The following is a 22,085-nucleotide window of genomic DNA, read 5'->3' as shown; positions in this document are numbered from 1 at the left end:
CCGCTAATCTGCCCATATGACGGGTGGGCTGCTGGGAATCGCGTTGGTGTCGCTGGGCATGGTTCTCACCCCCGGGCCGAACATGATCTATCTGGTGTCGCGCTCCATCACCCAGGGACGCCGGGCCGGCCTGATCTCCCTCATCGGGGTGGCGCTCGGGTTCACCGTCTATCTGACGGCCACCTGCCTGGGCCTGACGGCGATCTTCGCGTACGTACCCGCCGCCTACACGGTGCTCAAACTCGCCGGCGCCGCCTACCTGCTCTCGCTGGCCTGGAACGCCGTCAGGCCCGGCGGCACCTCCGCCTTCGAGCCGCGCGAACTGGCGATCGAGCCGCCGCGCAAGCTCTTCGCCATGGGCCTGCTCACCTGCCTGCTGAATCCGAAGATCGCGATCCTGTACCTCTCGCTGCTGCCGCAGTTCATCGACCCGGCCATGGGGCACGTGCTGCTGCAGAGCCTCGCGCTCGGCTCGGTCCAGATCCTGATCGGTACCCTGGTCAACGCCCTGATCGCGGTGTCGGCGGGCACGCTGGCGGCCTTCCTGGCCGGCCGCCCGCTCTGGCTGCGGATCCAGCGCTACCTCATGGGCACCGTGCTCGCCGGCATCGCCGTCCACCTCATCGCCGACCGCTCCAAGGCCCTGGCACCCGCATAGGCACGCGCCGCCTCAGAGCCCGTCGCCTCAGGGCCTGTCCGCCTCAGGCGCGGCTTCAGGCGAGGCCGCCGATCGGCTCGGTTCGGCTCGGTGGGCGATATTTCGGGAACCGCGTGGCCTCTTGGTGGCAATTACTCGTGTCATGACAGACACCCGAGAGGCACGAGATGCGACACGAGAGCCGGACGGGCACACCGCCCTGGCCCGAGGCCGTGGACACGGCCGAGGACGCCGTGGTGATCGCACGATCCCGGCATGAGCCCGAACACTTCACCACGTTGTTCACCCGGCACGCCCCGGCCCTGAAGCACTACGTCATCAGGCGGCTGGGCCCGGATCCGGCCGAGGACATCGTGGCCGAGACGTTCGCGCGGGCGTTCCAGCACCGGGAGACGTACGACCTGACGCGCGCCGATGCGCGGCCATGGCTGTACGGAATCGCCACGAATCTCATCGGGCGGCACCGGCGTCACGAGATCAGCCTGTATCGGGCGCTGAGCCGCACGGGGGCGGACTCGGTGACCGAATCGTTCACGGACGAGGTCGACCAGCGGGTGGCCGCCGACGGCGTGCGACGACGTCTGGCGGGCGCCTTGGCCGGGCTCCCCCGGGGGCACCGCGACACGTTGCTGCTGGTGACGTGGGCGGAGCTCACGTACGAGCAGGCTGCTCAGGCGCTGGGTGTTCCGGTGGGGACGGTGCGTTCGCGGGTCAATCGGGCTCGAAGCAAGCTACGACGGGTGCTCGGTGGCATCGATCCAACCGACGCGGACGAAGGAATGAACCGATGAACGAGCTCGAACTTCTCAACAGGTTGCGCGACGAGGTTCCGCCACGGCCCGATGTGCGAGCCGAGGAACACCGGCTGCTCGCCGTGATCCAGGGCCGCTCCCCGGCGCCTCGCAAACGGCCGGTGCTCCGCCCACGCTGGGGCCTGGCCCTGGTCGCCTGTGGCGTGGCCGCCGCCGTGGTGACGGTGACCCAGCTCGGCGGAGCCGAGCAACCGGTCAAGGTGCGGCAGCCCGACCCGGTCGGGTTGCTGGAGAACGCGGCCCTCGTCGCCGCGCGCACCAAGGCCATCGAGATCCGCTCCGACCAGTGGTTCTACCTCAAAGAGTCACAGCACATGGGTGGTGACCTCCCGGACTTCGAGCTCTGGAGCCGGATGGACGGGGCGAAGGAGGCCGTACGGGTCAAGGGCAAGCTGAAGATCGGGAATGGAGAGAAGGGACCGACGAATCCGGGCAGGACCGCACAGGAACTGGAGGCTCTGCCCGCCGATGCCGACGAGCTGCTCGCGCACTTCCGCGGGCTCAAGGAGGAGCGGTCTCCGCTGTCCATCTGCCAGCCCGCCTGCCCGCAAGGCTCGCTCCCGGACGTCAATGCCTTCGGGGCGATCGGGTGGTACCTGAAGTTCGGGCCGATGATCCCGCCGGACAAGGCGGCGGCGATGTACCGGGCCCTGGCGAAGATCCCGAACGTCACCGTCCAGGAGAACATCTCGGACGGTGACGGTCGCAAGGGGATAGGTGTCGTCCTGGACCTGGGTGAGGCGGGCAAGGGCACGTACATCCTCGACCCGGAGGACTACCACTACATGGGAATCAGGGTCGAGCAGGACGGCGAGACCCGCTCCATGTCCGTACTGGGCTCGGGGATCGTCGATCAGCCCGGCCAGACGCCCTGATCAGGTGAGCGCGACGCGGATGGCCGCGGGGTCGGCTCCGGCAAGGGGGATGGAGAAGACGGCCGTCCGCTCGCGCGCCCCGTACACCACGAACCGCAGGCCGTCCTCGTCCCACACGTCCTGGACGTCCGAGGTGAGCTGCGCGGACGCCGAGCAGTACGCGGGGCTGAGGTAGAGCAGGTGCAGCGAGACCTCCAGCGGGATCTCCGCCGGCGAGCGCACGGCCAGCGGCCGGCGGAGCCGTACGAGGAGCTGGCGCAGTGGGCTCAGCCAGAGGCGGTCCAGCTCCGCCGAGAGGCCCAGCAGGGCGACGACCTCCACCAGGCCCAGCGCGACGAGCGGGGGATCCAGCGGGTACGGCCGCGCCCAGACCGCCGCGACGCCCGCGGCGCACAGCAGTCCGGCGCGGGCGAAGGCACGCCAGTCCACGGGATGGGAGTGCGCGCCCAGGCAGCCGCACGACGAGGTGGGCGCGGCCGCGTACGCATAGGCGAGATAGGCGACGAACCCCGCCGAGAGTACGGCGGCGGCCGCGCCCTCCTCAGGGGTGACGGGCGGCAGCAGCAGTGCGGCCGCCACCGCGAGCTCCACCACCCCGACGAGGCGGAGCGTGGGGATCGCGCGCGCCGAGCCGACCAGCCGGGCCAGTGCGGTCCGTCCGGCTTCGGCCCGCATTCGACGGCTGAACAGTTTCATCAGGGCCGCCCAGAGGAGGAAGAGGGCGATCACGTACGGCTGAAGCGCGGCGATCCCTTGCATGTGTCGCTCCTAGTGGGGGGAGAAGACGGTGGCGATGTCGACCTCGTTGGTGTCCGGTCGCCACGCGCCGAGGATCTGCACGTGCTGGCTCACCCGCAGCATCGACAGGTCCGCGGACGGCGGTGACTCGGAGTGGACGGCGACCGACTTGCCCGACACGACGTGGCAGAGGACCTCTTGGCCGTTGTGGTCGAGGTGGATCTTGTCGCTGGTGATGTTCTTGATGTGGCCCTTGATGTTGACGATGTTGAGCCACACCGACTCGGCGGCGAGCACCCCGTCGGGCATCCGCACGCCCCGGGCGTACAGGCCGTCACCCGGCTTGGCCTGGTCGAAGGGGACGGGCCCCAGCTTCCAGAGGCTCGTGCCGTCCACGACCCGGATGTTGTGGAAGACCATGTTCGAGCCCAGGACGAGGAGCGTGTTGTCCTTGATGGAGCGGATCCGGCCCTCGGCGAAGTTGGGGTCGACGGTGCCGGGCTCCACCTCGGGTGCCCTGGCCGTGGCGAACGCCGCCTCGGGGCCGAGCGAGCCCAGCGCGGTCGCGGCGACCACGCTGGCCCCGCCCCCGAGCAGGGCGGACTTGAGCATCTGCCGTCTACTGGTCATCGTCAGCTCCCTAGGGGGTCGAGATCTCGCAGGGCCTCAGGCCGGCGGAGAGGCTGGCGATCTTGCTGTAGGCGGCCGGGGTGAGGTCGATCAGGCGGTTGCTGGCGCAGGTCGCGCCGCAGCAACTCTTCTCACCGCAGAACAGGTCCGTCTGCGGGCCGCAGTCGGCGATGGCGGTGACGACGCTGGTACCGCTGCACAGCGCCGTGATCCGGTGCTGGAACCCGCAGGTCCGCCGGGAGAGGCTGACGCCGCAGGTGTCGGGGTGGGTGATGGCCAAGCAGGCGTCGGAGGTGTTGGGCCAGGCGTGCTGGAGGCTGCCCGAGTTGCAGGTGCCGCAGGCTCCCTTGCCGGTGGTGCTGCACGGTCCCCAGGCTGTGCCGCAGCAGAACCAGGAGACCTCTCCTTGAACGGAGGCGAGTAAGTCGATGGGTGGGGGGTCAGTGGGCTGGCGGCGCACCATGCGCTTCCTCCTTGGGGTGGGCTCTGCAGGGTCCCCCGACGAGGTGGTGAAACTTTCCGACTTGACCCATCAAAACATGTAAGAATTTTTCGTCAATGCCCAATTTGTCCGGGCATGTCAGCTCGGACGCGAGCTCAATTCTTCTTCGGCAGTCGCGCTACATCGGATACTGGTCCGAGATGGCCAAGCTTGTCGGGATTCGACACCGAGTGGATCGCCTGGACCACGCCGTCGGCGATGTCGAGTTCGACCACGCTGGCCACGCGCCCTTCGGCGTCGTACATCACCGCGCCGGGCCGGTCGTTGACCCAGGCCGGCCGGAAGGAGACGCCGAGTATCCGGACCCGGCGGAACCCGCCGACGAGCAGCTGTGCGACGCGCCGCAGCCCGGTCGCCGGCTTCCCGATCGCCTGCGCCTTGCCGCCGCCGTCCCCGAGGAACACGACGTCGGGGGCGAGCATGCCGAGCAGCGCGTCCATGTCGCCGCCCGCGGCGGCCTCGAAGAACCTGCGGGCGAGCTTCTCGCCTTCCGCCCGCCGCGCCGGGGGCGGCACGCTGTCGCGCTCCCGCCTCCCGGCGGCGATGCGCTGCCTGGCGCGCGTGAAGATCTGCCGGCAGTTCGCCTCGGTCTTGCCGGTGATCCTGGCCACGTCCGGGTAGCCGTACCCGAACACCTCGCGCAGCATGAACACCGCCCGCTCCACCGGCGAAAGGGACTCCAGCAGTACGAGGAACGCCATCGACAGCGAGTCGGCCAGTTCGGCGTGCTCGACCGGCCCCGGCCCATCCGCGGTCACGACGACCGGCTCGGGGAGCCAGTCGCCCACGTACGTCTCCCGTCGCACCCGCGCCGACCGCAGGTAGTCGATGCCCAGTCGCGTCACCGTCGTCGCCAGGTACGCCTTCAGGTCGGCGATCGTGGTTCCGGCCTGGCGCGCCCGGGTCAGGCCGAGGAAGGCGTCCTGCACGATGTCCTCGGCGTCGCCCACCGACCCGGTCATACCGTAGGCGATGGAGAACAGCAGCGGCCGGTACGCGACCGCGCCCGTCTCCTCCGCCGGTCCAGGCACGGGATCCCGCCCGCCGCTCATCTCCTTGGCCTTCTCCTTCGAGGACACTTCCGCACGACGTCCAGCAGGGTATCCCTCGGCTCGTCGAGCATGCCCCACCGCGGCGCGAGTTCCGCCGCGGTCACCACGCGATGGGGCCGAGACGATCGATGAAGATCCCGGTCGGCCCGTCGGCGCCGATCGTCGCGAGTTTCACGATGGAGTCGGTGCCCTCGGTGACCGTCAGCTGACCGGTGTGATGGTTCATGTCGGTGGCGGCGAATTTGTGATTGACGACTTCTCCGGGAGTGGCGACGTTGAACTTGATCTCCGGGAGCGCCTGGGCGTACCGGACGGTGATCATGTTCAGCGCCGCTTTCGACGAGCTGTAGGCGAGCTCGTGCATTTTCGAGACGGGCTGCTCTGGATCCGTCACGACCGCGAAGGAACCGCCACCGCTGGACACCATCACCACGCGCGGATGGTCCGCCGCCCGCAGCAAGGGAAGGAACGCCTGCGTGACCCTGACCGGTCCGTACACGTTGGTGTCGTAGACGGAATGAATGTCGTCGGCCGTCGCGTCTGCCGGTGCGATGATCTTTCCTGGCGCGCCGGCGTTGTTGATCAGCACATCCAGCCGATTGGTGTGCTCCTGGACGAGCCGCACGGCGGCGGTGACCGACTCGTCCGAGGTCACGTCCAGGGGAACCATGACCACGTTCGCGCCACCGGCGGTCAGCTTGTCGGCGGCTGCCTGTCCTCGGCCCTCGTCACGCGAGCCGAGAAAGATCGTCCAACCCAGTTCGCCGAGCCGCCGGGCCGCCTCGAGGCCGAGCCCCTTGTTGGCTCCGGTGATCAATACCGAGGTCTGTTCCGAGTTTGTCATGGCCTCTAAGACGGCATGCCCTGCTCGGCTGTGACACAGTGTGAGCGAGCTCACAACGGAACGCGGCCGCTTCGGTGGGACGGAAATCCGGCGGGGCCGCCGGCGCGCGACCCCGGCCGGAGGCCTTCGCTCAGCCGCAGGGGCTCGAGGTCCAGTCGCTGTAGCGGGTGACGGTGCCCCAGCTCGAGACCTCACCGTCGCAGAATTCCGTCTTGACTCCGACCAAGTTGGTGTACGCGGAGTCGGAGTAGTAGGCCGTGTTGCACTGATAGCCGGCCGGGCAGCGGAAACCCAGCGTGCCGGCCTGCGCGGTGGTCGGTATGACAGCGAGTGCGGCGGCGGCCAAGGCTACGACCCCGAGTACGCGACGGATCATGAATCGTCCTTCCTGAGCACGAACGATGTGGACTCACCTCCTGGGCGGCGCCGCAACCCATGATCGAAATGATCGGTCCCGTCCGAAGGAAACGCAACACTTACAAACATGGATGACGATCTGTAGAACGACAGGTGCATTCGCACCCCGCGTCATAAGGTGCGGTCATTATCGGACCATTGATGGCGCGTATCGACGTGCTCACCTGGCGTCATGTCCGCTGTTCATGCCACCGCACCTGCGCTTACCAGATAATTCGGACGCAGGTTTTATGATTTACGGATGGAGCAAGGTCGTCGGCTCCGGCCTGGCCCGCTCTGCGAGGCCCCGGCCTATCTCGAACCGCAGATGCTCTTGACGAATTCCTGGTACCACTGATCCTCCTTGCCCACGATGGAGCGATCGGGATAAATGATTTCCTCGCCCTTCGGCCTCACTCTGGAGGGACGGCAGCGACACCGACTCCGGCGTGGCCTACGCCGACGGCTTGGCGCCGGCTTGCTCACGTGCGAGAGGGCGGCGGGGCAGCAGCAGCGGGCTGGCGAGGATGAGCAGTCCCGCGATCGCGATGGCCGTGCGTGGGCTGGTGGCGTCGGCGAGCAGCCCGCCGAGCGCGCTCAAGAGGGCGATGGCGGCGCTGCTGCTGATCGACCAGGCCGACAGGGTGCGGGCGACGCGGTCTTGGGGAGTGTGTTCGAGGCGATAGGTGGCGAGTACCGGGTTGTACAGGCTCATGCTGATGATGATCGCGAACTCGACGGCCATCACGATCGCGAGGCCGGCGACACCGGGACGGACGAAGGCGAGGCCGATCAGCCAGAGCGCGCGCAGCGTGCCGACCGTACGGAGGATCTGGTGCTGCCCGTACCGCGCCACGACGCGGCGGGCAAGACGTGAGCCGATGAGCCCGCCGACGCAGGGAGCGGCGAAGGCGAGGCCGTACTCCCAGGGGGAGAACCCGAGCTCGCGGAGCAGGAGCACGGCCAGCAGCGGCTCGGTGGCCATGATCAGTCCGCCGACGAGCAGGTTGTTGAAATACAGCGCCCGCAGGCCGGGATGGGTCAGGATGTGCCGCCAGCCGTCGAGCAACTCGCCGGCCCGGGCCCGGCTCTTGCCGGTTCGCCGCGGGAGTTCTTCTCGGCCGCGTACGGCGCTGATCCCCAGTGCGGAGAGCAGGTAGCTGAGCGCGTCGGCCACCACGGTGCTCACCGGCCCGAACAGGCCGATCGCCGCCCCGCCCAGCGGCGGCCCGACCGCGATCGAACTCCACGTCGTCGACTCGAACCGCGCGTTGGCCACGAGCAGATCATCCGGCCGGACGAGGGCTCTGAGGTAGGCGCCGCCGGCCGCGTTGAAGGCGATCTTGGCCGCGGCTATCAGCGCCGAGACGACCAGCAACTGGACGAAAGTGAGCCGGTTGACGGCGTAGGCGAGCGGGATCGTCAGCATGGCCGCGAACCGCGCCAGGTCCATCGCGATCATGACCGGCCGCTTGCGACGGAACTCCACCCACGGCCCGAGCGGCAACGCGATCAGCGCGCCCACTGCCGGCCCGACAGCGGACAGCGCGGACACCTGGGCCGGGCTGGAATCCAGCACCAGCACGGCTATCAGCGGCAATGCCCCGAATCCCAAGCCAGAGCCGTAGGCGCTGACCGCGTACGCCGCCCACAGCCATCCGAACTGCCGGCCCAAGGATCGTCTAGCCACGAAGCTCCGCATCTTCTCACTTCGAACAACTTGCCGTTGACCGCTCTGATCAAAGCAAGGCCGAGAAGGCGGATCAAACAACCGAATTGGCCGCAAGCCACAACCTCATGTTGTGCGAGTAGCGTTTGGCACGTGGATCTCAACGCCGTACGCACCTTCGTCGCCGTCGCGGACACCGGCCAGTTCCAGGAAGCCGCCGCTGAGCTGTCGATCACCCAGCAGGCCGTCTCCAAGCGCATCGCCACGCTGGAGAAAGACCTCGGTGTGCGCCTGTTCACCCGTACGGCGCGCGGAGCCCAGCTCACCATCGACGGCCAGGCATTCCTGCCCCACGCCCGTGAACTCCTCCGGGTGGAGGAGCGGGCAGACGCGTCCGTACGTCCTGGTCGGCGTGCTCTACGCGTCGACGTCGTCAACCGGCGGGTCGCGGCTGGGGTGCTTCTGCAGGACTTCTACCGTACGCATCCCGAGATCGAGCTCGATGTCGTGACTCTGAAGGGCGACGTCGATGCCGCGATCGCCGCCGTCGAGGCTGGGACGATCGATGCCACGTTCCACGCTGTCACGGTTCCCGCGCAGCATCTGCCGGACCCGATCAAGGCTGCCCGAGTGATCGACGAGCCGCACCAGCTACTCGTCGGACCCCGCCACTCGCTCGCCAAAGCTCACGCTGTCACGCCCGCGCAGCTTGCCGGGCACCGAATCTGGATGCCCGGCATGGCGCCCGAGACCGAATGGGCCGGCTACTACGACGAACTCGCCGCCGCGTTCGGTCTCACGATCGACATGGTCGGACCCAGCTTCGGCATCGAGGCTCTGCTGGCCGAGATCGCTGACTCCGCCGAACTGGCGACCCTTGTCGGCGAAGGCTCGCGGTATCTGTGGCCGGACAGCTACGACCTGCGGCGCATACCGGTACGTGACCCGGCACCGGTCTACCCGATGTCACTGATCTGGCGCGAGGACAACCCGCACCCGGCGCTCGTCGAACTCCGCGGCTACCTCGACTCCAGACGAGTGGACGTACCCGACGCTGATGTCTGGCTGCCGACATGGGGACGATGATCAGCTCGTTCAGCTCGCCCGCGTGGTGAAGGCCAGGAGGAGTGCGGCGGTCCGCGGCGGATCCTCGAGCATGGGTGAGTGTCCGAGACCGGGCAGCAACTCGACTCTCGCGCCCGGAACGGCGCGGTAGTCGGCGGCGGATGAGGATCGCCATCGCCGGTCGTCCTCGCCGAAAATCACCAGCAGCGGCTTGCCCAGGGGCGTCAGCCGGTCCGGGAGCGCCTGCTGCTCCAGATACTCGCGGATACCCTGCATCGTGGCGGTGAGCGTGTGGTACGTCATAGCGCGCACCTCGTTCAGGAGCTCTTGGGGGATCTGGTAGCCCGCGCGGCTGAAACCGGTGCTCGCGAACTGGCGGAGCTGCTTGTCGGTCGGCGGCCACTGTGAGGGTCCGATCGCGGCGGACTCCGACGCGATGAAGGCGTACAGGCTGGGCCCGGTGTTGATGAGCGCGAGCGCGTTCACCAGGTCGGGTCGCTGTTCGGCGAGGGCGGTGGCGACCGCGCCGCCGCTGGAATGGCCGACGACGATGGCGTGCTCGACGCCGAGCCGGTCCAGCGCCGCGCCCACCCGGCGTCCCTGCTCCGAGGTCGCGTAGCTGCGGTCGGCCGGTTTGGCTGATCGGCCGTGCCCGAGCAGATCGATCCGGATGACGCGATGGGACTGGGTCAGCATCGGAACCAGCGTGTCCCACGAGCGGGTCGAGGATGCGGACCCGTGGATGAGCAGGAGTACGGGGGCGTCGTGGGGGCCGTCCTGGCACACGTAGATGTCGTCGCCGTCCAGGGACAGGGTCGAATTCTCGGTCGTCTCGGTGTCGTCGTTCACGCCGTCGGAAATGGTCATGAGGCCACTGTCGTCGCCGGTACGCGCCGGCGGATTGGACGAATGTTCCCCTCAGCCGGCGCGCGTAGCATGGGACGGTGCGGACGTTCGTACATGGCGCGGCGGTGTGGGAGGTCGCATCCCCGCAGCGGCGCAGCCGGGTGGCCGGTATCACCATGGCCGGGTTCCGTGTCCGTGACCTGGACGCGCTCCGGATGGTCCCGCATCCGGCCGTGACGCTGCTGCTGGACTTCGGCGCCGGTTCGCCCGTCCTGGACGACGCCGCCGGGCGGCAGCAGCTGGGAAGCGTCGTCGCCGGGCCCGGCATCGGGTCCGGGGGTGCGGTCTGGGCGCGGGGGGAGAACGTCGAGTGCGTACAGGTACGGCTGTCCCCGGTGATCGCACGCGCGGTTCTGGGCGCTTCCCCCGCCGAACTCGACGGCGCCATGGTGGCCCTCGACGACCTGTGGGGCCGGGAGGCGTCACGGATCCGTGAGCGACTGGGCGATGTCTCGTCGTGGGAGGAACGCTTCGCGTTGACGGACGCACTGCTCGCCCGCCGCTACGAGGCGGGGTCGCCGCCGGTGGACCCGGAGGTGGTCTGGGCCTGGGACCGGATCGTCGGCAGCCGTGGTCTGGCCCGGGTCGACGGACTCGCGGCCGAAGTCGGATGGAGCCGTAAGCGGCTGTGGTCCCGGTTCCGCTCGCAGCTCGGCCTGCCGCCCAAGCGTGCCGTGAAGCTGGTCCGCTTCGACCACGCCGCCCACCGCCTGGTCGCGGGTGAAGGGGCGGCCCGGGTCGCGGCCGACGCCGGCTACGCCGACCAGTCCCACCTGCATCGGGACGTCGTGGCGTTCACCGGGGTAACCCCCGCGACCGTGGCCGACGAGCCGTTTCTGGCGGTTGACGACATCGCCTGGCCCAGCCACTCACCCGCCAACCCGCGGACCACAGCGAGATCGATCGCGCTCAGCAGCAGCTCTCCGACGTGTTGACCGATTCGTCGCCCGATGCGGTGGCCGGGGTGCGGCAGGCTGAGTCGGTTTCCTTGGTCAGGGTGTCGGCGTCGCCCTTGACCACGTACACCTCCCATGGCTCGGCCCCCGGGCCGTGCACCCACACCTTGTCCTGGAGGGCGTAGCAGCAGGAGGTGTCGTTCTCCTCGAAGGTGGCCAGGCCGGCGTCCTTGAGCCGCTGGGTGGCGGCGTCGACCTGGGCGGTGTCCTCGACCTCGACGCCGAGGTGGTCGATGCGGGTCTCTTCGCCCTTGTCGCCCTCGATCAGTACGAGCTTGAGCGGAGGCTCGGCGATGGCGAAGTTGGCGTAGCCGGGGCGAAGCTTGGCCGGTTCGGTGCCGAACAGCTTGGAGTAGAAAGCGATCGAACTCTCCAGGTCGGCGACGCGCAGGGCGAGCTGGACGCGTGACATGACGATCTCCCACCTTGTTGTTTCGATGAATGTCTAAACAGTTACGAGTTTGCGCTCTTGCTTAGAAGTTTGTCAAATTAGGGGCATGTCGAAGCAGGAGCTGCCTCAAGCCGAACGACGGCTGACACGAGCAGGTGCTTGCAATGCCGGGGACGCCGGCCCCGGAGTGTCACAGCCGGTCTTCCGCGCTTGGCGCGCGGCGAACCGCGGCGCAAGACCTGGCTGTAACACTCCGGGGCCCGCCGCTACCTGTATCGGTAGAGGATTCGGCCGCGGTTGAGGTCGTAGGGGCTGAGCTCCACGAGCACCCGGTCATACGGCAAGATCTTTATGTAGTTCTTCCGTATCTTCCCGCTGATGTGCGCCAGCACCTTGTGCCCGTTCTCGAGCTCTACCTTGAAGGTGGCGTTGCGTAGGCACTCGACGACGGTGCCCTCCACTTCGATGCCGCCCGCTTTTCTTGCCATGATTTCTCCGGAGTGGCTGTGAGGTCGGTGCGGAAACGGATTCTGTTGCCGCGACCGTGATCGAGGCGCCTCGGCGGGCGCGGTTGTCGCGGACGGCGGCTGCGACCCGACCGTCCCGCGTGCTGGGTGGAGCGTCAGCGGAGCACCAGCTCCAGGTTGCTGCTCGCACGTCGGGCGCCGACGCCCTCGAAGAGCGCCATAGCCGCCCCGTTGGACTCGTTCACCTCGGCCGATGCTGTTTCGATCCCGCGGCGGTGCAGCGAATCCAGCACATGGGCGAGCAGCGCCCGGGCGATGCCGCGGCGGTGCCGGTCGGACCGGACCGCGATCAGACCGATCCGTGGCCGCCGGGTCACCGGCGCCACCCGGACCAGTCCCACATATCCGTCGGACTGTGCTGCCACCGCGTACTTCGACGGGTCCGCCAGAGTGACGCCGGCCGGGCGGGGCAACACCTCAGCCGGCATCTCCTGCCATCCGACGGTGGCTTCGACCTCTTCGCGGATCACGCGGTCCAGCTCACGCAGGGGGCCCTCCTGCGCCTCGCCGACGCCCACGATCGTCACGTCCGCCGGCGGTGGCGCTGAGCCGAGTCCCGTGACCTGCGGGTCGGTGGGCACGACGTACTCCCACTCGCGGCGTCGGATGGTGAAGCCGGCTCGTTCCCAGTGGGACCTCAAGTCGAGTTCGGCCTCGTCGACCACCGTGTACAGCGGCTTCGGCAGGTCCGCCAGCATGGCTTCGGCGAGCCGGTCGAAGACCGCGCCGTGCCACGCGTCGATGCTGACGAAGATCCGTCCGTCGGGCCGGCGCGAAGTGTCGCCGCGGCCGACCACCCGGTCGTCCGCCACGGCGTGCCATTGATTGTCCGCGACCCGCGCGATGACTACGGCATGCTCGTCCATGCCCGAAGTGACATGCATAGGGTTCATAGGTTGTTGCCTTTCGGGATCGCCTTGTCGAGGCGCTCCCGGCGACACCTACGTCAATCGCCCGACCGTGACGACGAAGGGGAGCACCCACATCGATACAGCGTTCATGGGTCTCACCTCCTCGTGGTCTGTCACGGTTTCCGCACGCTATCAACCCGAACGCGATCCCGTACAACCGTTTTCCGCCGGCCAACTCGGCGGGCCGCCAATGTGCTCATCAGCCGCGAGTCGCACGGCTCTCCCAAGGTCCAGGCGCCCGCCCGTCGCGTCGTTGATCCTTGAGGATCGCCAACTCTGACAAGACCGGTATGAGCGACACGAACGATCTCCTTGTTGCCTCGCTTGTGACACGTCCGAGGTGCCGCGATGATGTCAACTGAGACTGGAAAGCCAGAAGGGGTGTGCCGTCGTGACGGCACACCCCTTCTGAGCTGGCGGAGGATAGGGGATTTGAACCCCTGAAAGGTTGCCCTTTACACGCTTTCCAAGCGTGCGCCCTCGGCCACTAGGCGAATCCTCCGCCGAGTAGCTTACCGGACTCCCGTACGTCACGAGACCATGATTTACGTCCGGCGAGACCACGATTTGGCTGCAGCGAGCACTGCTGGATGTGGCTAGACTGTCCAAGGACCCCTCGCGCGGCGTCATCCTGTGAACCTCCCCAGGGCCGGAAGGCAGCAAGGATAAGCGGGCTCTGGCGGGTGTGCGGGGGGTCTCTTCGTTGAGAGCCCCCTCGCAGGCGGGATGGTCGTATGAGCCTTGCGCTTTATCGCAGGTACCGACCCGGGACCTTCGCCGAGGTCAAGGGTCAGGAACACGTCACAGATCCGCTCCGACAGGCGCTGCGTACGGGCCGTATCAACCACGCCTACCTCTTCAGCGGGCCGCGCGGCTGCGGCAAGACCTCCAGCGCCCGCATCCTGGCGCGTTCGCTCAACTGTGAGAAGGGCCCGACCCCCGACCCGTGCGGTGTCTGCGAGTCGTGTGTCGCGCTCGCCCCCACCGGGCCGGGCCACCTCGACGTCATCGAGATCGACGCCGCCTCCCACGGTGGCGTGGACGACGCGCGTGACCTGCGTGAGCGGGCCTTCTTCGCGCCCGTCTCCGCGCGCTTCAAGATCTACATCATCGACGAGGCGCACATGGTGACCCGCGAGGGTTTCAACGCGCTGCTCAAGCTCGTCGAGGAGCCCCCGCCGCACCTGAAGTTCATTTTCGCGACCACCGAGCCGGAAAAGGTCATCGGGACCATCAAGTCGCGGACCCACCACTATCCCTTCCGGCTGATGCCGCCGGCGACGCTGCGCGCGCTGCTCGAAGAGATCCTGGTCGCGGAGGACGTGCCGTTCGAGCCGACCGCCCTGCCGCTCGTCGTACGCGCCGGGGCCGGGTCCGCGCGTGACTCGCTGTCCATCCTCGACCAGCTGCTCGCCGGGGCCGAGGATGACGGCATCACCTATGCCAAGGCCGTCTCGCTGCTCGGCTACACCGATGGCGACCTGCTCGACGAGGTCGTCCAGGCGTTCGCCTCCCGTGACGGGGCGCAGATCTTCCACACCGTCAACCGGGTGATCGAGGGCGGCCACGATCCTCGCCGGTTCGCCTCCGACCTGCTCGAACGCTTCCGCGACCTGGTGATCCTGGCGAACGTCCCCGAGGCCGCCGGCAGTGGTCTGCTCGACCGCCCGGCCGATGAGCTGGAGCGCCTCGTCCAGCAGGCCGGCTCCATGGGGCCGGCCGAGCTCACGCGGGCCGCCGAGATCTTCAACGCCGGCCTCACCGAGATGCGCGGTGCGACCTCGCCGCGGCTCCTGCTCGAGTTGATGTGCGCCCGTGTTCTGCTGCCCGGCGCGTCGCAGGGCGAGGACGCCCTGCTCGCCCGCCTTGAGCGCCTCGAACGCGGTGGCGCCGTCGCCCAGATGGCCTCCCGGGCCGCGTCTGTCCAGGCCGCGCCTGCCCAGCCCATGCCTGTCGGTGGTGCTGTGCATGGTGGGGGTGCCTCGCACGCGAGTGGTCCCGCGCAGGGTGGTGGGCCCGCGTACGCGAGTGGTGTTCCGCAGGCTGGGGACAGCGCTCATGCGGGTGGAGGTGCGCAGGCCGACGGGCCGGCGGTGGGTGGTTCGGCGGGTGGTGTGTCCGCGAGCCCGGGATCCCAGGCGAACAGTGCCGACGACTGGCCGGAGCCGGCTCGTCCAGGTCGGCCCGCGCAGTCAGCCGCCGGATCCCAGGCAGCGTCGTCGCCCGGCGCCGGGGCCCAGGGGCCGGCGTCGCATGCGGCCGTGCCTCAGGGGTCATCCCAAGGCCAGGCGTCCCAGGGGCAGGGGGCGTCGTCCCACCAAGGTGCGGCTCCAGTTGGTGGCGGGGCGGTAGCCGGGGGTGGCGCTGGGGGGGTCCAGCAGCAGTGGCCCGCCGTGCTGGCCGCGCTCAAGCAGCGCAGCATCGTCGTCTGGGCCAATGTGAGCACCAATGCCCAGGTGGTGGGCATCGAGGGCAATCTGGTCACGCTCGGCTTCGGTCAGGTCGGCGCGATGAAGAACTTCACGGGGGGCGGCAAGGACGCCGTGGTGGCCGGCGCGCTGGGCGATGTGCTCGGCGGCACCTGGCGGGTTGAGGCGGTCGTAGGCGGCTCCCCGGTTTCCCAGGGCTTCGGGGGCTCGCGGCCAGGGCCTCAGCCCGGCCCGCAGCCGGGTTCGAACGCGGGTCCGCAGTCGGGCTCGCACACAGGGCCGCACCCGGGCTCGCACGCGGGTCCGCAAACGGATCCGTCGCAGTCGAGCGTTTCCCGGTACAACCAGCCGGGCGCTGCGGCGGCTCCGCAGAGCGGTGCTCAGTCGGGGCACGGCCGTGCTCATTCGCACGGCTCGTCGAACGACGACTCCGGCTCCCAGGAGGCGGGCCAACCACCCGGACCGGCCGATCACGCGTCCCAGAGCGGTGTCCGTCCGACGACGGACGAGTCATGGCCGGACGCACCTGACGATCCGAGTCCCGGCTCTCCGCCCACCCCGGACCCCACCGACTCGACGACCGGTGCCCGGCCCCAGGGTGCGGGACGAGCCGTAAGCGTCGGCGCGGGTACGGGCTCGCCCGGGACGGGACTGGCCGCCGCGAGGTCGGCCGCGAAGGCAGCCGCCCAAGCGGGTCCCAGGGCCCCCGGCTCCAGGCAACAGGCAGGCTCTGCCGCCTGGCCCGAGGCTGTCCCCAACCGCCGGAAGGGTCCGGAGGCCGACGAGGTCGACCCGCTGAACGACGCCGACGCGGACGTGGACGCGCGCTCCGGGATGGCTCTGCTCCAGAGCGAGCTCGGCGCCCAGGTGATCGGCGAGATCTGAGGCCACGCCCGCCCAGGCGTCAGCGACCATGGACCCGTGTTCGGGCGTGCGGTGAGCCGGCGGTCTCAGGCGCGCAGGCGGGCTTGGGCGGCGGCGGCGCGGTGGTCGGTGGCGGGGAGAGAGGTCGCGAGACGCTGCAGGACCTCGAAGTCCTCCCGCCCGCCGGAGGTCTGCGCGTACGCCCACAGGTCGTCGGGTGAGCCGCGCAGCAGCAGGCACGTACGTACCTGGACCTCGAATTCGTCCCTTTCGCGGCGGATCTCGGGCGACTCCGAGCGCGGCAGCAGCGGTCCGGCGTAGACGCGGGCCAGTGAGGCGGGGTCCGAGTTTGCCAGCAGGCCGCGGAGCTCCAGGAAGTCGGCCTCGATGGGTGAGGTCAGACGGTACGGCCGGGCGCCTATCGTGTCGCCGAGCTCGGCGCGGAGGCGGTGGATCTCGACCCGGATGGTCACCGGATTGCCGGCGTCGCCGTACAGATGGAAAGAGAGCTGTTCGGCGTTGAGGCCGCTGGGGTGCAGGGCCAGGAGGGCGAGGATCTCGGCGTGCCGGAGGGAGAGTGGCAGACGGTGCTCGCCCACCAGGGCGGTCGGCGAGCCTTCGCCGAGGAAGCCGTGCAGGCGGAGGTGGGTGGGGGCGGATGCTGGGGCGGATGTGGGGGGTGCGGCGCGCAGGAGGTAGCCGTCGGAGAAGGGTTCGAGGAGGACGAAACGGCCGTCTCGGAGAATCATGCGCTCGCCGGGGGCGGGCAGCGGGAGCCGTTCGCCGAGCGTGCCCAGCGGGTCTCCGGAGAGTACGCGTCCGGTCTGGGAGAGCAGGATACCGGGGTGGCCGCCCAGCGCCTCGTAGCGGCGGCGCAGGCGCTCGTCGCGTTCGTGCATGCGCAGGGCGAGTTGGGTCTCGGCGAGCTTGGCCGTGGCGCAGACCAGCGCGACCGTGGCCGGGTGCGGGGAGCGCGCGGTGCCGCTGAGGTCGACAGCGCTGATGTCGACGCAGCCGAGCACCCGGTCGGTGTCGGGGTCGATGATCGGGGCGGCGCTGCGTGACTGGACGTGCAGCACGCGCATGAGGCTTTCTTCCGAGTAGACGTGCACCTCCCGGCGGGTGGCCGCGTCAGGGTTGCCTTCGCGCCACAGGACCCAGCCGTCGGCGTCCGTGACGACCATCATGTGGGCTGATTCGTCGGCTATGTGGGCGAGCGGCTGGGCGAGTAGGGGGAGCAGTGGCTGCAACGGGTGCACTTCGTGGAGGTCGTAGGCGTTCCCGATCTCGTTCGTGTGCTCCCGGCCGACGCTCATGTCCTCCGGGCCGACGCTCATGTCCTCCGGGCCGATGCGCAGCCCTGTGATGGCCATCCCGTACGGTCCCTCCGACGCCGCCTCCTCCGTAACCGCCGCCGCTGCGCGCGCCCCGCGAGAGTAGCGGGAGTACGCGTCCGGATGTGTGTGACACATGGGCCACTCCAAGTAGTCAACCCCTTACGGTGAGCATCCGCTTCGCGGTTGGTGGCCGCAACCGGTTCGGGGGGATTGCAAGGGGTGATTGAACGATCGCAACGTGTGTGCAACGTTGCCGCGGCTAGCGTGCGGCAACGCGTCGGCGTGGTGCGGCCGCTCCGGCCGACGTGTTGGCCGGGTCTCGGACACTGGAGGGGGGCCGGGATCCGGCCAAGGCGAAACGCGGGGGATGCCGCAGTACATGACGACGCCCAAACACCGTAGGCTCGTGGCAGTCAAGAACGCGGAGCCACGAGGAGCGCACGACGGTGAACCCAGGGGATGTCAACCTGCAGCAGCTGCTGGAGCAGGCACAGCTCATGCAGCAGCAGCTTGTGAGCGCCCAGCAGGAGCTCAACGACGCGCAGATCGAGGGCTCGGCCGGCGGCGGCATGGTCACAGCCGTGGTCAACGGTTCGGGAGAGCTGCTCGAGCTGAAGATCAACCCGAGCGTCATAGACGCCGACGACCCGCAGGATACGGCCGACACGATCGCCGACCTGGTGATCGCCGCCGTACGTGACGCCGTACGCGCGGCGGCCGACCTGCAGCAGGAGAAACTGGGCCCGCTGGCCCAGGGACTCGGCGGCGGCGGTCTCGGACAGTTGCCAGGGTTCTAGGCCATGTACGAAGGGGTCGTCCAGAACCTGATCGACGAGCTCGGCATGCTGCCCGGCGTCGGTCCCAAGAGCGCACAGCGGATCGCGTTCCACCTGCTGGCGGCCGACCCGGCCGACGTGAAGCGGCTGGCCCACGCCCTGCTGGAGGTCAAGGAGAAGGTCAGGTTCTGCCGGGTCTGCGGCAACGTGGCCGCGGAGGAAGAGTGCCGCATCTGCCGCGACCAGCGGCGCGACACTCATGTGATCTGCGTGGTCGAGGAGTCCAAGGACGTCGTCGCGATCGAGAAGACGCGCGAGTTCCGCGGGACCTATCACGTGCTCGGCGGCGCGATCAGCCCGATCGACGGCGTCGGCCCTGACGATCTGCGCATCCGGGAGCTCATGACGCGCCTGGCCGATGGCCGGGTCACGGAGCTCATCCTCGCCACGGACCCCAATCTCGAGGGGGAGGCGACGGCTACCTACCTTGCCCGTCTGGTCAAGCCGATGGGTCTGAAAGTGACACGACTGGCCAGCGGTCTGCCTGTGGGCGGTGACCTCGAGTACGCCGACGAGGTGACCTTGGGCCGCGCGTTCGAAGGACGGAGGCTGCTGGATGTCTGACCAGTGGAGCGCGCTGGCGGAGGAGATAGCCGCTCACGCGCAGAACTATGTGGACGGCCTGACCAGGGTTGCCGGCGGCGAGGGCGGCGACGCCATCTGGTCGCTACTGCTGGTCGAAGTGGCGCAGGTAAGTCTCGCGGGCGCCAAGCTCGGCGCCAACGAGGATGTGATCCTCTCGGGCAACTACGAGCCGCCGCTGAGTGAGGATCCCGACATCGACGGCGTACGCACCGCGATGTCGGAGTTGCTGGAGGCGGTCGACGACTATGCCGAGGTGTTCGACCCGTACAAGGACACGGGTGTCACCGCATACCGGCTCTCCGACGATCTGACGGCGGTCGCCGCCGACCTCATCCACGGACTGCGGCATTTTCAGGCCGGGCGGCCGCACGAGGCGCTGTGGTGGTGGCAATACTCCTATTTCAATACGTGGGGCAACCACGCGGGCGCGGCCATGCGGGCTCTTCAGGCACTCGCCGCCCACTCGCGGCTTGACGTGGCGGAGGAAGCCACGACGGTGTGATCATCCACATAGTGGTATGAGCCATCAGGCCCACGAGAAGCCCCCAGTAGACTGGCACCTCACAGTCCGAACCGGGAGACTCTCGTGGCGCTCGTTGTGCAAAAGTACGGTGGTTCGTCCGTCGCCGACGCGTCCTGCATCAAGCGGGTCGCGCAGCGGATCGTGGCGACGAAAAAAGCCGGCAACGACGTGGTCGTGATCGTCTCCGCGATGGGCGACACGACGGACGAGCTGCTCGACCTGGCCGAGCAGGTGTCGCCGCTGCCTCCGGGCCGCGAGCTCGACATGCTGCTGACCTCCGGCGAGCGCATCTCGATGGCCCTGCTGGCGATGGCGATCGCCAATCTGGGGCACGAGGCCCGTTCGTTCACCGGCTCGCAGGCGGGTGTGATCACCGACTCCACGCACGGCAAGGCGCGCATCATCGATGTGACGCCGAGCCGCATCCGCGAGGCGCTCGACCGGGGCCATATCGCGATCGTGGCCGGGTTCCAGGGCGTCTCGCAGGACACCAAGGACATCACCACGCTGGGCCGTGGCGGCTCCGACACGACCGCCGTGGCGCTGGCCGCCGCGCTGGAGGCGGATGTCTGCGAGATCTACACCGACGTCGACGGCATCTTCACCGCCGACCCTCGCATCGTGCGCGCGGCCCGGCAGATCCCCAAGATCTCCTACGACGAGATGATGGAGATGGCGGCCTGCGGCGCGAAGATCCTGCACCTGCGCTGTGTCGAGTACGCTCGGCGCTTCCATGTGCCGATCCATGTACGCAGTTCGTTCAGCACCAAAGAAGGCACCTGGGTCGTTTCCGATCCTTATACCGAAGGAACCGAGATGGAGCAGCCGATCATCTCCGGCGTCGCGCACGACCGGAGCGAGGCCAAGATCACCGTTGTCGGGGTGCCCGACAAGGTCGGCGAGGCTGCCGCGATCTTCAAAACTCTGGCGGACGCCGGGATCAACATTGACATGATCGTGCAGAACGTCTCGGCCGCGGCCACGGGCCGCACCGACATCTCCTTCACGCTGCCCACGACCGACAGCTCGACGGCGCTGACGGCGTTGAAGAAGATCCAGGGAGACATCGCCTACGAGTCGCTGCTCTTCGACGACCAGATCGGGAAGGTGTCGCTGATCGGCGCGGGCATGCGCTCGCACCCGGGCGTCACGGCGACGTTCTTCGCGGCCCTCGCCGACGCGGGGGTCAACATCGAGATGATCTCCACCTCGGAGATCCGCATCTCGGTGGTCGTCGGGCAGGACGGTGTCGACACGGCCGTGGCGGCCGCCCACCGGGCCTTCGATCTCGACGCGGACCAGGTCTCAGCAGTGGTGTACGGAGGTTCAGGACGATGAGCAGGCCCAATCTGGCGTTGATCGGCGCGACCGGGGCCGTGGGCACCGTCATGCGCGACCTCGTCTCCACCCGCGCCGACATCTGGGGCGAGGTACGCCTCGTCGCCTCGGCGCGTTCGGCCGGCAAGCTGCTCAGGGTGCGCGGCGAGGACGTCGTCGTGCAGGCCCTGGCGCCCGAGGTGTTCGACGGCATCGACATCGCCATCTTCGACGTACCCGACGAGGTGTCGGCCGTGTGGGTGCCGATCGCGGCCGAGCGTGGCGCCATCGCGATCGACAAGTCGGGCACGTTCCGCATGGAGCCCGATGTCCCGCTGGTCGTGCCGGAGGTCAACCCGCTCGACGCCCGCCGGCGGCCGCGCAACATCATCTCGACCCCCAACTGCACCACGCTGTCGATGATGGCGGCGATGGGCGCGCTGCACGCCGAATACGTGCTCAAGGAGCTCGTCGTCGCCTCCTACCAGGCGGTCTCCGGCGCGGGCGTGGCCGGTTCCGCGCGGCTGTACGACGAGGTCGAGGCACTGGCCGGTGACCGGTCGATCGGCCAGGTGACGGGCGACGTACGCAAGGTGCTGGCCAACAAGCTGCCCGAGGAGTCGCCGTTCCCGGCGCCGATCGCGTTCAACGTGGTGCCTTGGGCGGGCTCGTACAAGGAGGGTGGCTGGGCCTCCGAGGAGCTCAAGCTGCGCAACGAGTCGCGCAAGATCCTCGGCATCCCCGACCTGAAGGTCTCCGCGACCTGTGTCCGGGTGCCGGTGATCACCACGCATTCGCTCGCGGTGCACGCGCGGTTCGAGCGTGACATCACGGTGGCGGACGCGCACCGGGTGCTTGAAGCGGCGCCGACGGTGGTGCTGATGGACGACCCGGCCAACGGGGTCTACCCGATGCCGATCGACGTCGTGGGCACCGACCCGACGTATGTCGGGCGGGTCCGGCAGGCGGTGGACTTCCCGAACACGCTGGATCTGTTCGTGTGTGGTGACAACCTGCGTAAGGGCGCGGCGCTCAACGCCGCCGAGATCGCTGAGCTGGTGGCGGGCGAGCTGTAGTCGCTCCTCCGGATCTCCCGGTAAGCGGCGCGTCGTGCGTGTTCGCACGGCGCGCCGCCTGCTGGGCTGTTGGCCGTCACCGGGCCGTGTCACCGGGCCGTGTCACCGGGCCGTGTCACCGGGCCGTGTCACCGGGCCGTGTCACCGGGCCGTGTCACCGGGCCGTGTCACCGGGCCGTGTCACCG

23 protein-coding genes, 1 tRNA gene and 1 other RNA gene are annotated in these 22,085 nt (G+C 68.8%); 12 read left to right on the top strand and 13 right to left on the bottom strand.

All coding sequences use genetic code 11. The annotated features are described in order from the left end of the window. Positions 1 to 16 precede the first annotated feature (16 nt). The 3 genes from AB0H88_RS45235 to AB0H88_RS45225 all read left to right on the top strand — a co-directional run bounded on the left by AB0H88_RS45235 (position 17) and on the right by AB0H88_RS45225 (position 2,345). Positions 17 to 658 carry a LysE family translocator gene (locus tag AB0H88_RS45235; protein WP_357655219.1) on the top strand — a complete coding sequence of 214 codons (642 nt, stop codon included), beginning with the start codon at positions 17 to 19 and terminating at the stop codon, positions 656 to 658. Positions 659 to 825: 167 nt separating this feature from the next. Next, a complete protein-coding gene (locus AB0H88_RS45230; RefSeq protein WP_357655217.1) occupies positions 826 to 1,449 on the top strand; it encodes an RNA polymerase sigma factor in 624 nt (207 codons plus the stop codon). Continuing rightward, entirely contained in the window at positions 1,446 to 2,345 is a 900-nt protein-coding gene (locus tag AB0H88_RS45225) for a CU044_5270 family protein (RefSeq protein WP_357655215.1), read from the top strand. Before AB0H88_RS45230 ends, AB0H88_RS45225 begins: the two co-directional genes overlap by 4 nt. Here AB0H88_RS45225 and AB0H88_RS45220 read toward each other — a convergent pair whose 3' ends face one another. From AB0H88_RS45220 to AB0H88_RS45190, 7 genes are all read right to left on the bottom strand, one after another. Further along, entirely contained in the window at positions 2,346 to 3,104 is a 759-nt protein-coding gene (locus tag AB0H88_RS45220; protein ID WP_357655212.1) for a MauE/DoxX family redox-associated membrane protein, read from the bottom strand. A 9-nt stretch (positions 3,105 to 3,113) separates the two neighbouring features. Further along, complete coding sequence (locus AB0H88_RS45215; RefSeq protein WP_357655210.1) at positions 3,114 to 3,713, bottom strand: cell wall protein; 600 nt, start codon at positions 3,711 to 3,713, stop codon at positions 3,114 to 3,116. Between the two features lie 10 nt (positions 3,714 to 3,723). Beyond that, on the bottom strand, positions 3,724 to 4,176 hold the full coding sequence (locus AB0H88_RS45210; RefSeq protein WP_357655207.1) for a hypothetical protein: 453 nt from the start codon (positions 4,174 to 4,176) through the stop codon (positions 3,724 to 3,726). Between the two features lie 134 nt (positions 4,177 to 4,310). After that, positions 4,311 to 5,294, bottom strand: coding sequence for an RNA polymerase sigma-70 factor (locus AB0H88_RS45205; RefSeq protein WP_357655204.1), 984 nt, complete (start codon positions 5,292 to 5,294; stop codon positions 4,311 to 4,313). Positions 5,295 to 5,367: 73 nt separating this feature from the next. Further along, entirely contained in the window at positions 5,368 to 6,111 is a 744-nt protein-coding gene (locus tag AB0H88_RS45200; protein ID WP_357655203.1) for an SDR family oxidoreductase, read from the bottom strand. A gap of 130 nt (positions 6,112 to 6,241) precedes the next feature. Continuing rightward, positions 6,242 to 6,487 (bottom strand): DUF6289 family protein, encoded by a 246-nt coding sequence (locus tag AB0H88_RS45195; protein WP_357655201.1) that lies wholly within the window; start codon positions 6,485 to 6,487, stop codon positions 6,242 to 6,244. 474 nt (positions 6,488 to 6,961) lie between these two features. Further along, positions 6,962 to 8,197, bottom strand: a complete 1,236-nt coding sequence (locus tag AB0H88_RS45190; protein WP_357655199.1) for an MFS transporter — start codon at positions 8,195 to 8,197, stop codon at positions 6,962 to 6,964. A gap of 132 nt (positions 8,198 to 8,329) precedes the next feature. On the opposite strand from AB0H88_RS45190, the gene AB0H88_RS45185 reads away from it, so the two are divergent. Further along, on the top strand, positions 8,330 to 9,262 hold the full coding sequence (locus AB0H88_RS45185) for a LysR family transcriptional regulator (protein ID WP_357655197.1): 933 nt from the start codon (positions 8,330 to 8,332) through the stop codon (positions 9,260 to 9,262). 9 nt (positions 9,263 to 9,271) lie between these two features. Here the strand turns inward: AB0H88_RS45185 and AB0H88_RS45180 are convergent, their stop codons facing one another. Then, positions 9,272 to 10,108, bottom strand: a complete 837-nt coding sequence (locus AB0H88_RS45180) for an alpha/beta hydrolase (RefSeq protein ID WP_357655194.1) — start codon at positions 10,106 to 10,108, stop codon at positions 9,272 to 9,274. A 77-nt stretch (positions 10,109 to 10,185) separates the two neighbouring features. On the opposite strand from AB0H88_RS45180, the gene AB0H88_RS45175 reads away from it, so the two are divergent. Next, positions 10,186 to 11,082 (top strand): helix-turn-helix domain-containing protein, encoded by an 897-nt coding sequence (locus AB0H88_RS45175; RefSeq protein ID WP_357655192.1) that lies wholly within the window; start codon positions 10,186 to 10,188, stop codon positions 11,080 to 11,082. Here AB0H88_RS45175 and AB0H88_RS45170 read toward each other — a convergent pair. The 4 genes from AB0H88_RS45170 to AB0H88_RS45155 form a co-directional block, all read right to left on the bottom strand. Continuing rightward, complete coding sequence (locus AB0H88_RS45170) at positions 11,057 to 11,515, bottom strand: ArsI/CadI family heavy metal resistance metalloenzyme (RefSeq protein ID WP_357655189.1); 459 nt, start codon at positions 11,513 to 11,515, stop codon at positions 11,057 to 11,059. The two genes, AB0H88_RS45175 and AB0H88_RS45170, sit on opposite strands and share 26 nt — an antisense overlap. Before the next feature lie 245 nt (positions 11,516 to 11,760). Beyond that, complete coding sequence (gene infA, locus AB0H88_RS45165) at positions 11,761 to 11,982, bottom strand: translation initiation factor IF-1 (RefSeq protein ID WP_357655186.1); 222 nt, start codon at positions 11,980 to 11,982, stop codon at positions 11,761 to 11,763. Between the two features lie 134 nt (positions 11,983 to 12,116). Further along, positions 12,117 to 12,905: a GNAT family N-acetyltransferase gene (locus AB0H88_RS45160; protein WP_357655183.1), complete on the bottom strand. Its 789-nt coding sequence runs from the start codon at positions 12,903 to 12,905 to the stop codon at positions 12,117 to 12,119. 441 nt (positions 12,906 to 13,346) lie between these two features. Continuing rightward, positions 13,347 to 13,434, bottom strand: a tRNA-Ser gene (locus tag AB0H88_RS45155). A 105-nt stretch (positions 13,435 to 13,539) separates the two neighbouring features. On the opposite strand from AB0H88_RS45155, the gene ffs reads away from it, so the two are divergent. Further along, an RNA gene (gene ffs / locus AB0H88_RS45150) (signal recognition particle sRNA small type) lies at positions 13,540 to 13,635 on the top strand. Between the two features lie 31 nt (positions 13,636 to 13,666). Then, positions 13,667 to 16,246 (top strand): DNA polymerase III subunit gamma and tau, encoded by a 2,580-nt coding sequence (locus tag AB0H88_RS45145; protein WP_357655180.1) that lies wholly within the window; start codon positions 13,667 to 13,669, stop codon positions 16,244 to 16,246. A gap of 65 nt (positions 16,247 to 16,311) precedes the next feature. Here the strand turns inward: AB0H88_RS45145 and AB0H88_RS45140 are convergent, their stop codons facing one another. Further along, complete coding sequence (locus AB0H88_RS45140; RefSeq protein WP_357655177.1) at positions 16,312 to 17,598, bottom strand: transcriptional regulator; 1,287 nt, start codon at positions 17,596 to 17,598, stop codon at positions 16,312 to 16,314. Between the two features lie 410 nt (positions 17,599 to 18,008). Between AB0H88_RS45140 and AB0H88_RS45135 the strand changes: the two genes are divergently transcribed. The 5 genes from AB0H88_RS45135 (at position 18,009) to AB0H88_RS45115 (ending at position 21,899) form a co-directional block, all read left to right on the top strand. Continuing rightward, positions 18,009 to 18,359: a YbaB/EbfC family nucleoid-associated protein gene (locus tag AB0H88_RS45135; RefSeq protein WP_225302239.1), complete on the top strand. Its 351-nt coding sequence runs from the start codon at positions 18,009 to 18,011 to the stop codon at positions 18,357 to 18,359. A gap of 3 nt (positions 18,360 to 18,362) precedes the next feature. After that, positions 18,363 to 18,962 carry a recombination mediator RecR gene (gene recR, locus AB0H88_RS45130; RefSeq protein ID WP_225302238.1) on the top strand — a complete coding sequence of 200 codons (600 nt, stop codon included), beginning with the start codon at positions 18,363 to 18,365 and terminating at the stop codon, positions 18,960 to 18,962. Further along, complete coding sequence (locus tag AB0H88_RS45125) at positions 18,955 to 19,485, top strand: DUF5063 domain-containing protein (RefSeq protein ID WP_357655174.1); 531 nt, start codon at positions 18,955 to 18,957, stop codon at positions 19,483 to 19,485. Before recR ends, AB0H88_RS45125 begins: the two co-directional genes overlap by 8 nt. 84 nt (positions 19,486 to 19,569) lie before the next feature. After that, positions 19,570 to 20,844, top strand: a complete 1,275-nt coding sequence (locus AB0H88_RS45120) for an aspartate kinase (RefSeq protein ID WP_357655171.1) — start codon at positions 19,570 to 19,572, stop codon at positions 20,842 to 20,844. Beyond that, positions 20,841 to 21,899, top strand: a complete 1,059-nt coding sequence (locus tag AB0H88_RS45115; protein ID WP_357655169.1) for an aspartate-semialdehyde dehydrogenase — start codon at positions 20,841 to 20,843, stop codon at positions 21,897 to 21,899. The genes AB0H88_RS45120 and AB0H88_RS45115 overlap by 4 nt, the downstream gene beginning before the upstream one ends. Positions 21,900 to 22,085: the final 186 nt, after the last annotated feature.

Origin of the sequence: Nonomuraea sp. NPDC050680 (genome assembly GCF_040654555.1) — a bacterium.
GTDB lineage: Bacteria > Actinomycetota > Actinomycetes > Streptosporangiales > Streptosporangiaceae > Nonomuraea.
This window is presented reverse-complemented; position numbering and strand designations above follow the sequence as displayed.

Excerpts from the sequence above, each read along its gene's own strand:
- AB0H88_RS45160 (WP_357655183.1), bottom strand. The coding sequence starts at position 12,905 with ATGCATGTCACTTCGGGCATGGACGAGCATGCCGTAGTCATCGCGCGG.
- AB0H88_RS45230 (WP_357655217.1), top strand. The coding sequence starts at position 826 with ATGCGACACGAGAGCCGGACGGGCACACCGCCCTGGCCCGAGGCCGTG.
- AB0H88_RS45140 (WP_357655177.1), bottom strand. The coding sequence starts at position 17,598 with ATGGCCATCACAGGGCTGCGCATCGGCCCGGAGGACATGAGCGTCGGC.
- AB0H88_RS45170 (WP_357655189.1), bottom strand. The coding sequence starts at position 11,515 with ATGTCACGCGTCCAGCTCGCCCTGCGCGTCGCCGACCTGGAGAGTTCG.
- AB0H88_RS45125 (WP_357655174.1), top strand. The coding sequence starts at position 18,955 with ATGTCTGACCAGTGGAGCGCGCTGGCGGAGGAGATAGCCGCTCACGCG.
- AB0H88_RS45225 (WP_357655215.1), top strand. The coding sequence starts at position 1,446 with ATGAACGAGCTCGAACTTCTCAACAGGTTGCGCGACGAGGTTCCGCCA.
- AB0H88_RS45220 (WP_357655212.1), bottom strand. The coding sequence starts at position 3,104 with ATGCAAGGGATCGCCGCGCTTCAGCCGTACGTGATCGCCCTCTTCCTC.
- AB0H88_RS45145 (WP_357655180.1), top strand. The coding sequence starts at position 13,667 with ATGAGCCTTGCGCTTTATCGCAGGTACCGACCCGGGACCTTCGCCGAG.
- AB0H88_RS45115 (WP_357655169.1), top strand. The coding sequence starts at position 20,841 with ATGAGCAGGCCCAATCTGGCGTTGATCGGCGCGACCGGGGCCGTGGGC.
- AB0H88_RS45210 (WP_357655207.1), bottom strand. The coding sequence starts at position 4,176 with ATGGTGCGCCGCCAGCCCACTGACCCCCCACCCATCGACTTACTCGCC.
- recR (WP_225302238.1), top strand. The coding sequence starts at position 18,363 with ATGTACGAAGGGGTCGTCCAGAACCTGATCGACGAGCTCGGCATGCTG.
- AB0H88_RS45235 (WP_357655219.1), top strand. The coding sequence starts at position 17 with ATGACGGGTGGGCTGCTGGGAATCGCGTTGGTGTCGCTGGGCATGGTT.
- AB0H88_RS45195 (WP_357655201.1), bottom strand. The coding sequence starts at position 6,487 with ATGATCCGTCGCGTACTCGGGGTCGTAGCCTTGGCCGCCGCCGCACTC.
- AB0H88_RS45215 (WP_357655210.1), bottom strand. The coding sequence starts at position 3,713 with ATGACCAGTAGACGGCAGATGCTCAAGTCCGCCCTGCTCGGGGGCGGG.
- AB0H88_RS45200 (WP_357655203.1), bottom strand. The coding sequence starts at position 6,111 with ATGACAAACTCGGAACAGACCTCGGTATTGATCACCGGAGCCAACAAG.
- infA (WP_357655186.1), bottom strand. The coding sequence starts at position 11,982 with ATGGCAAGAAAAGCGGGCGGCATCGAAGTGGAGGGCACCGTCGTCGAG.
- AB0H88_RS45180 (WP_357655194.1), bottom strand. The coding sequence starts at position 10,108 with ATGACCATTTCCGACGGCGTGAACGACGACACCGAGACGACCGAGAAT.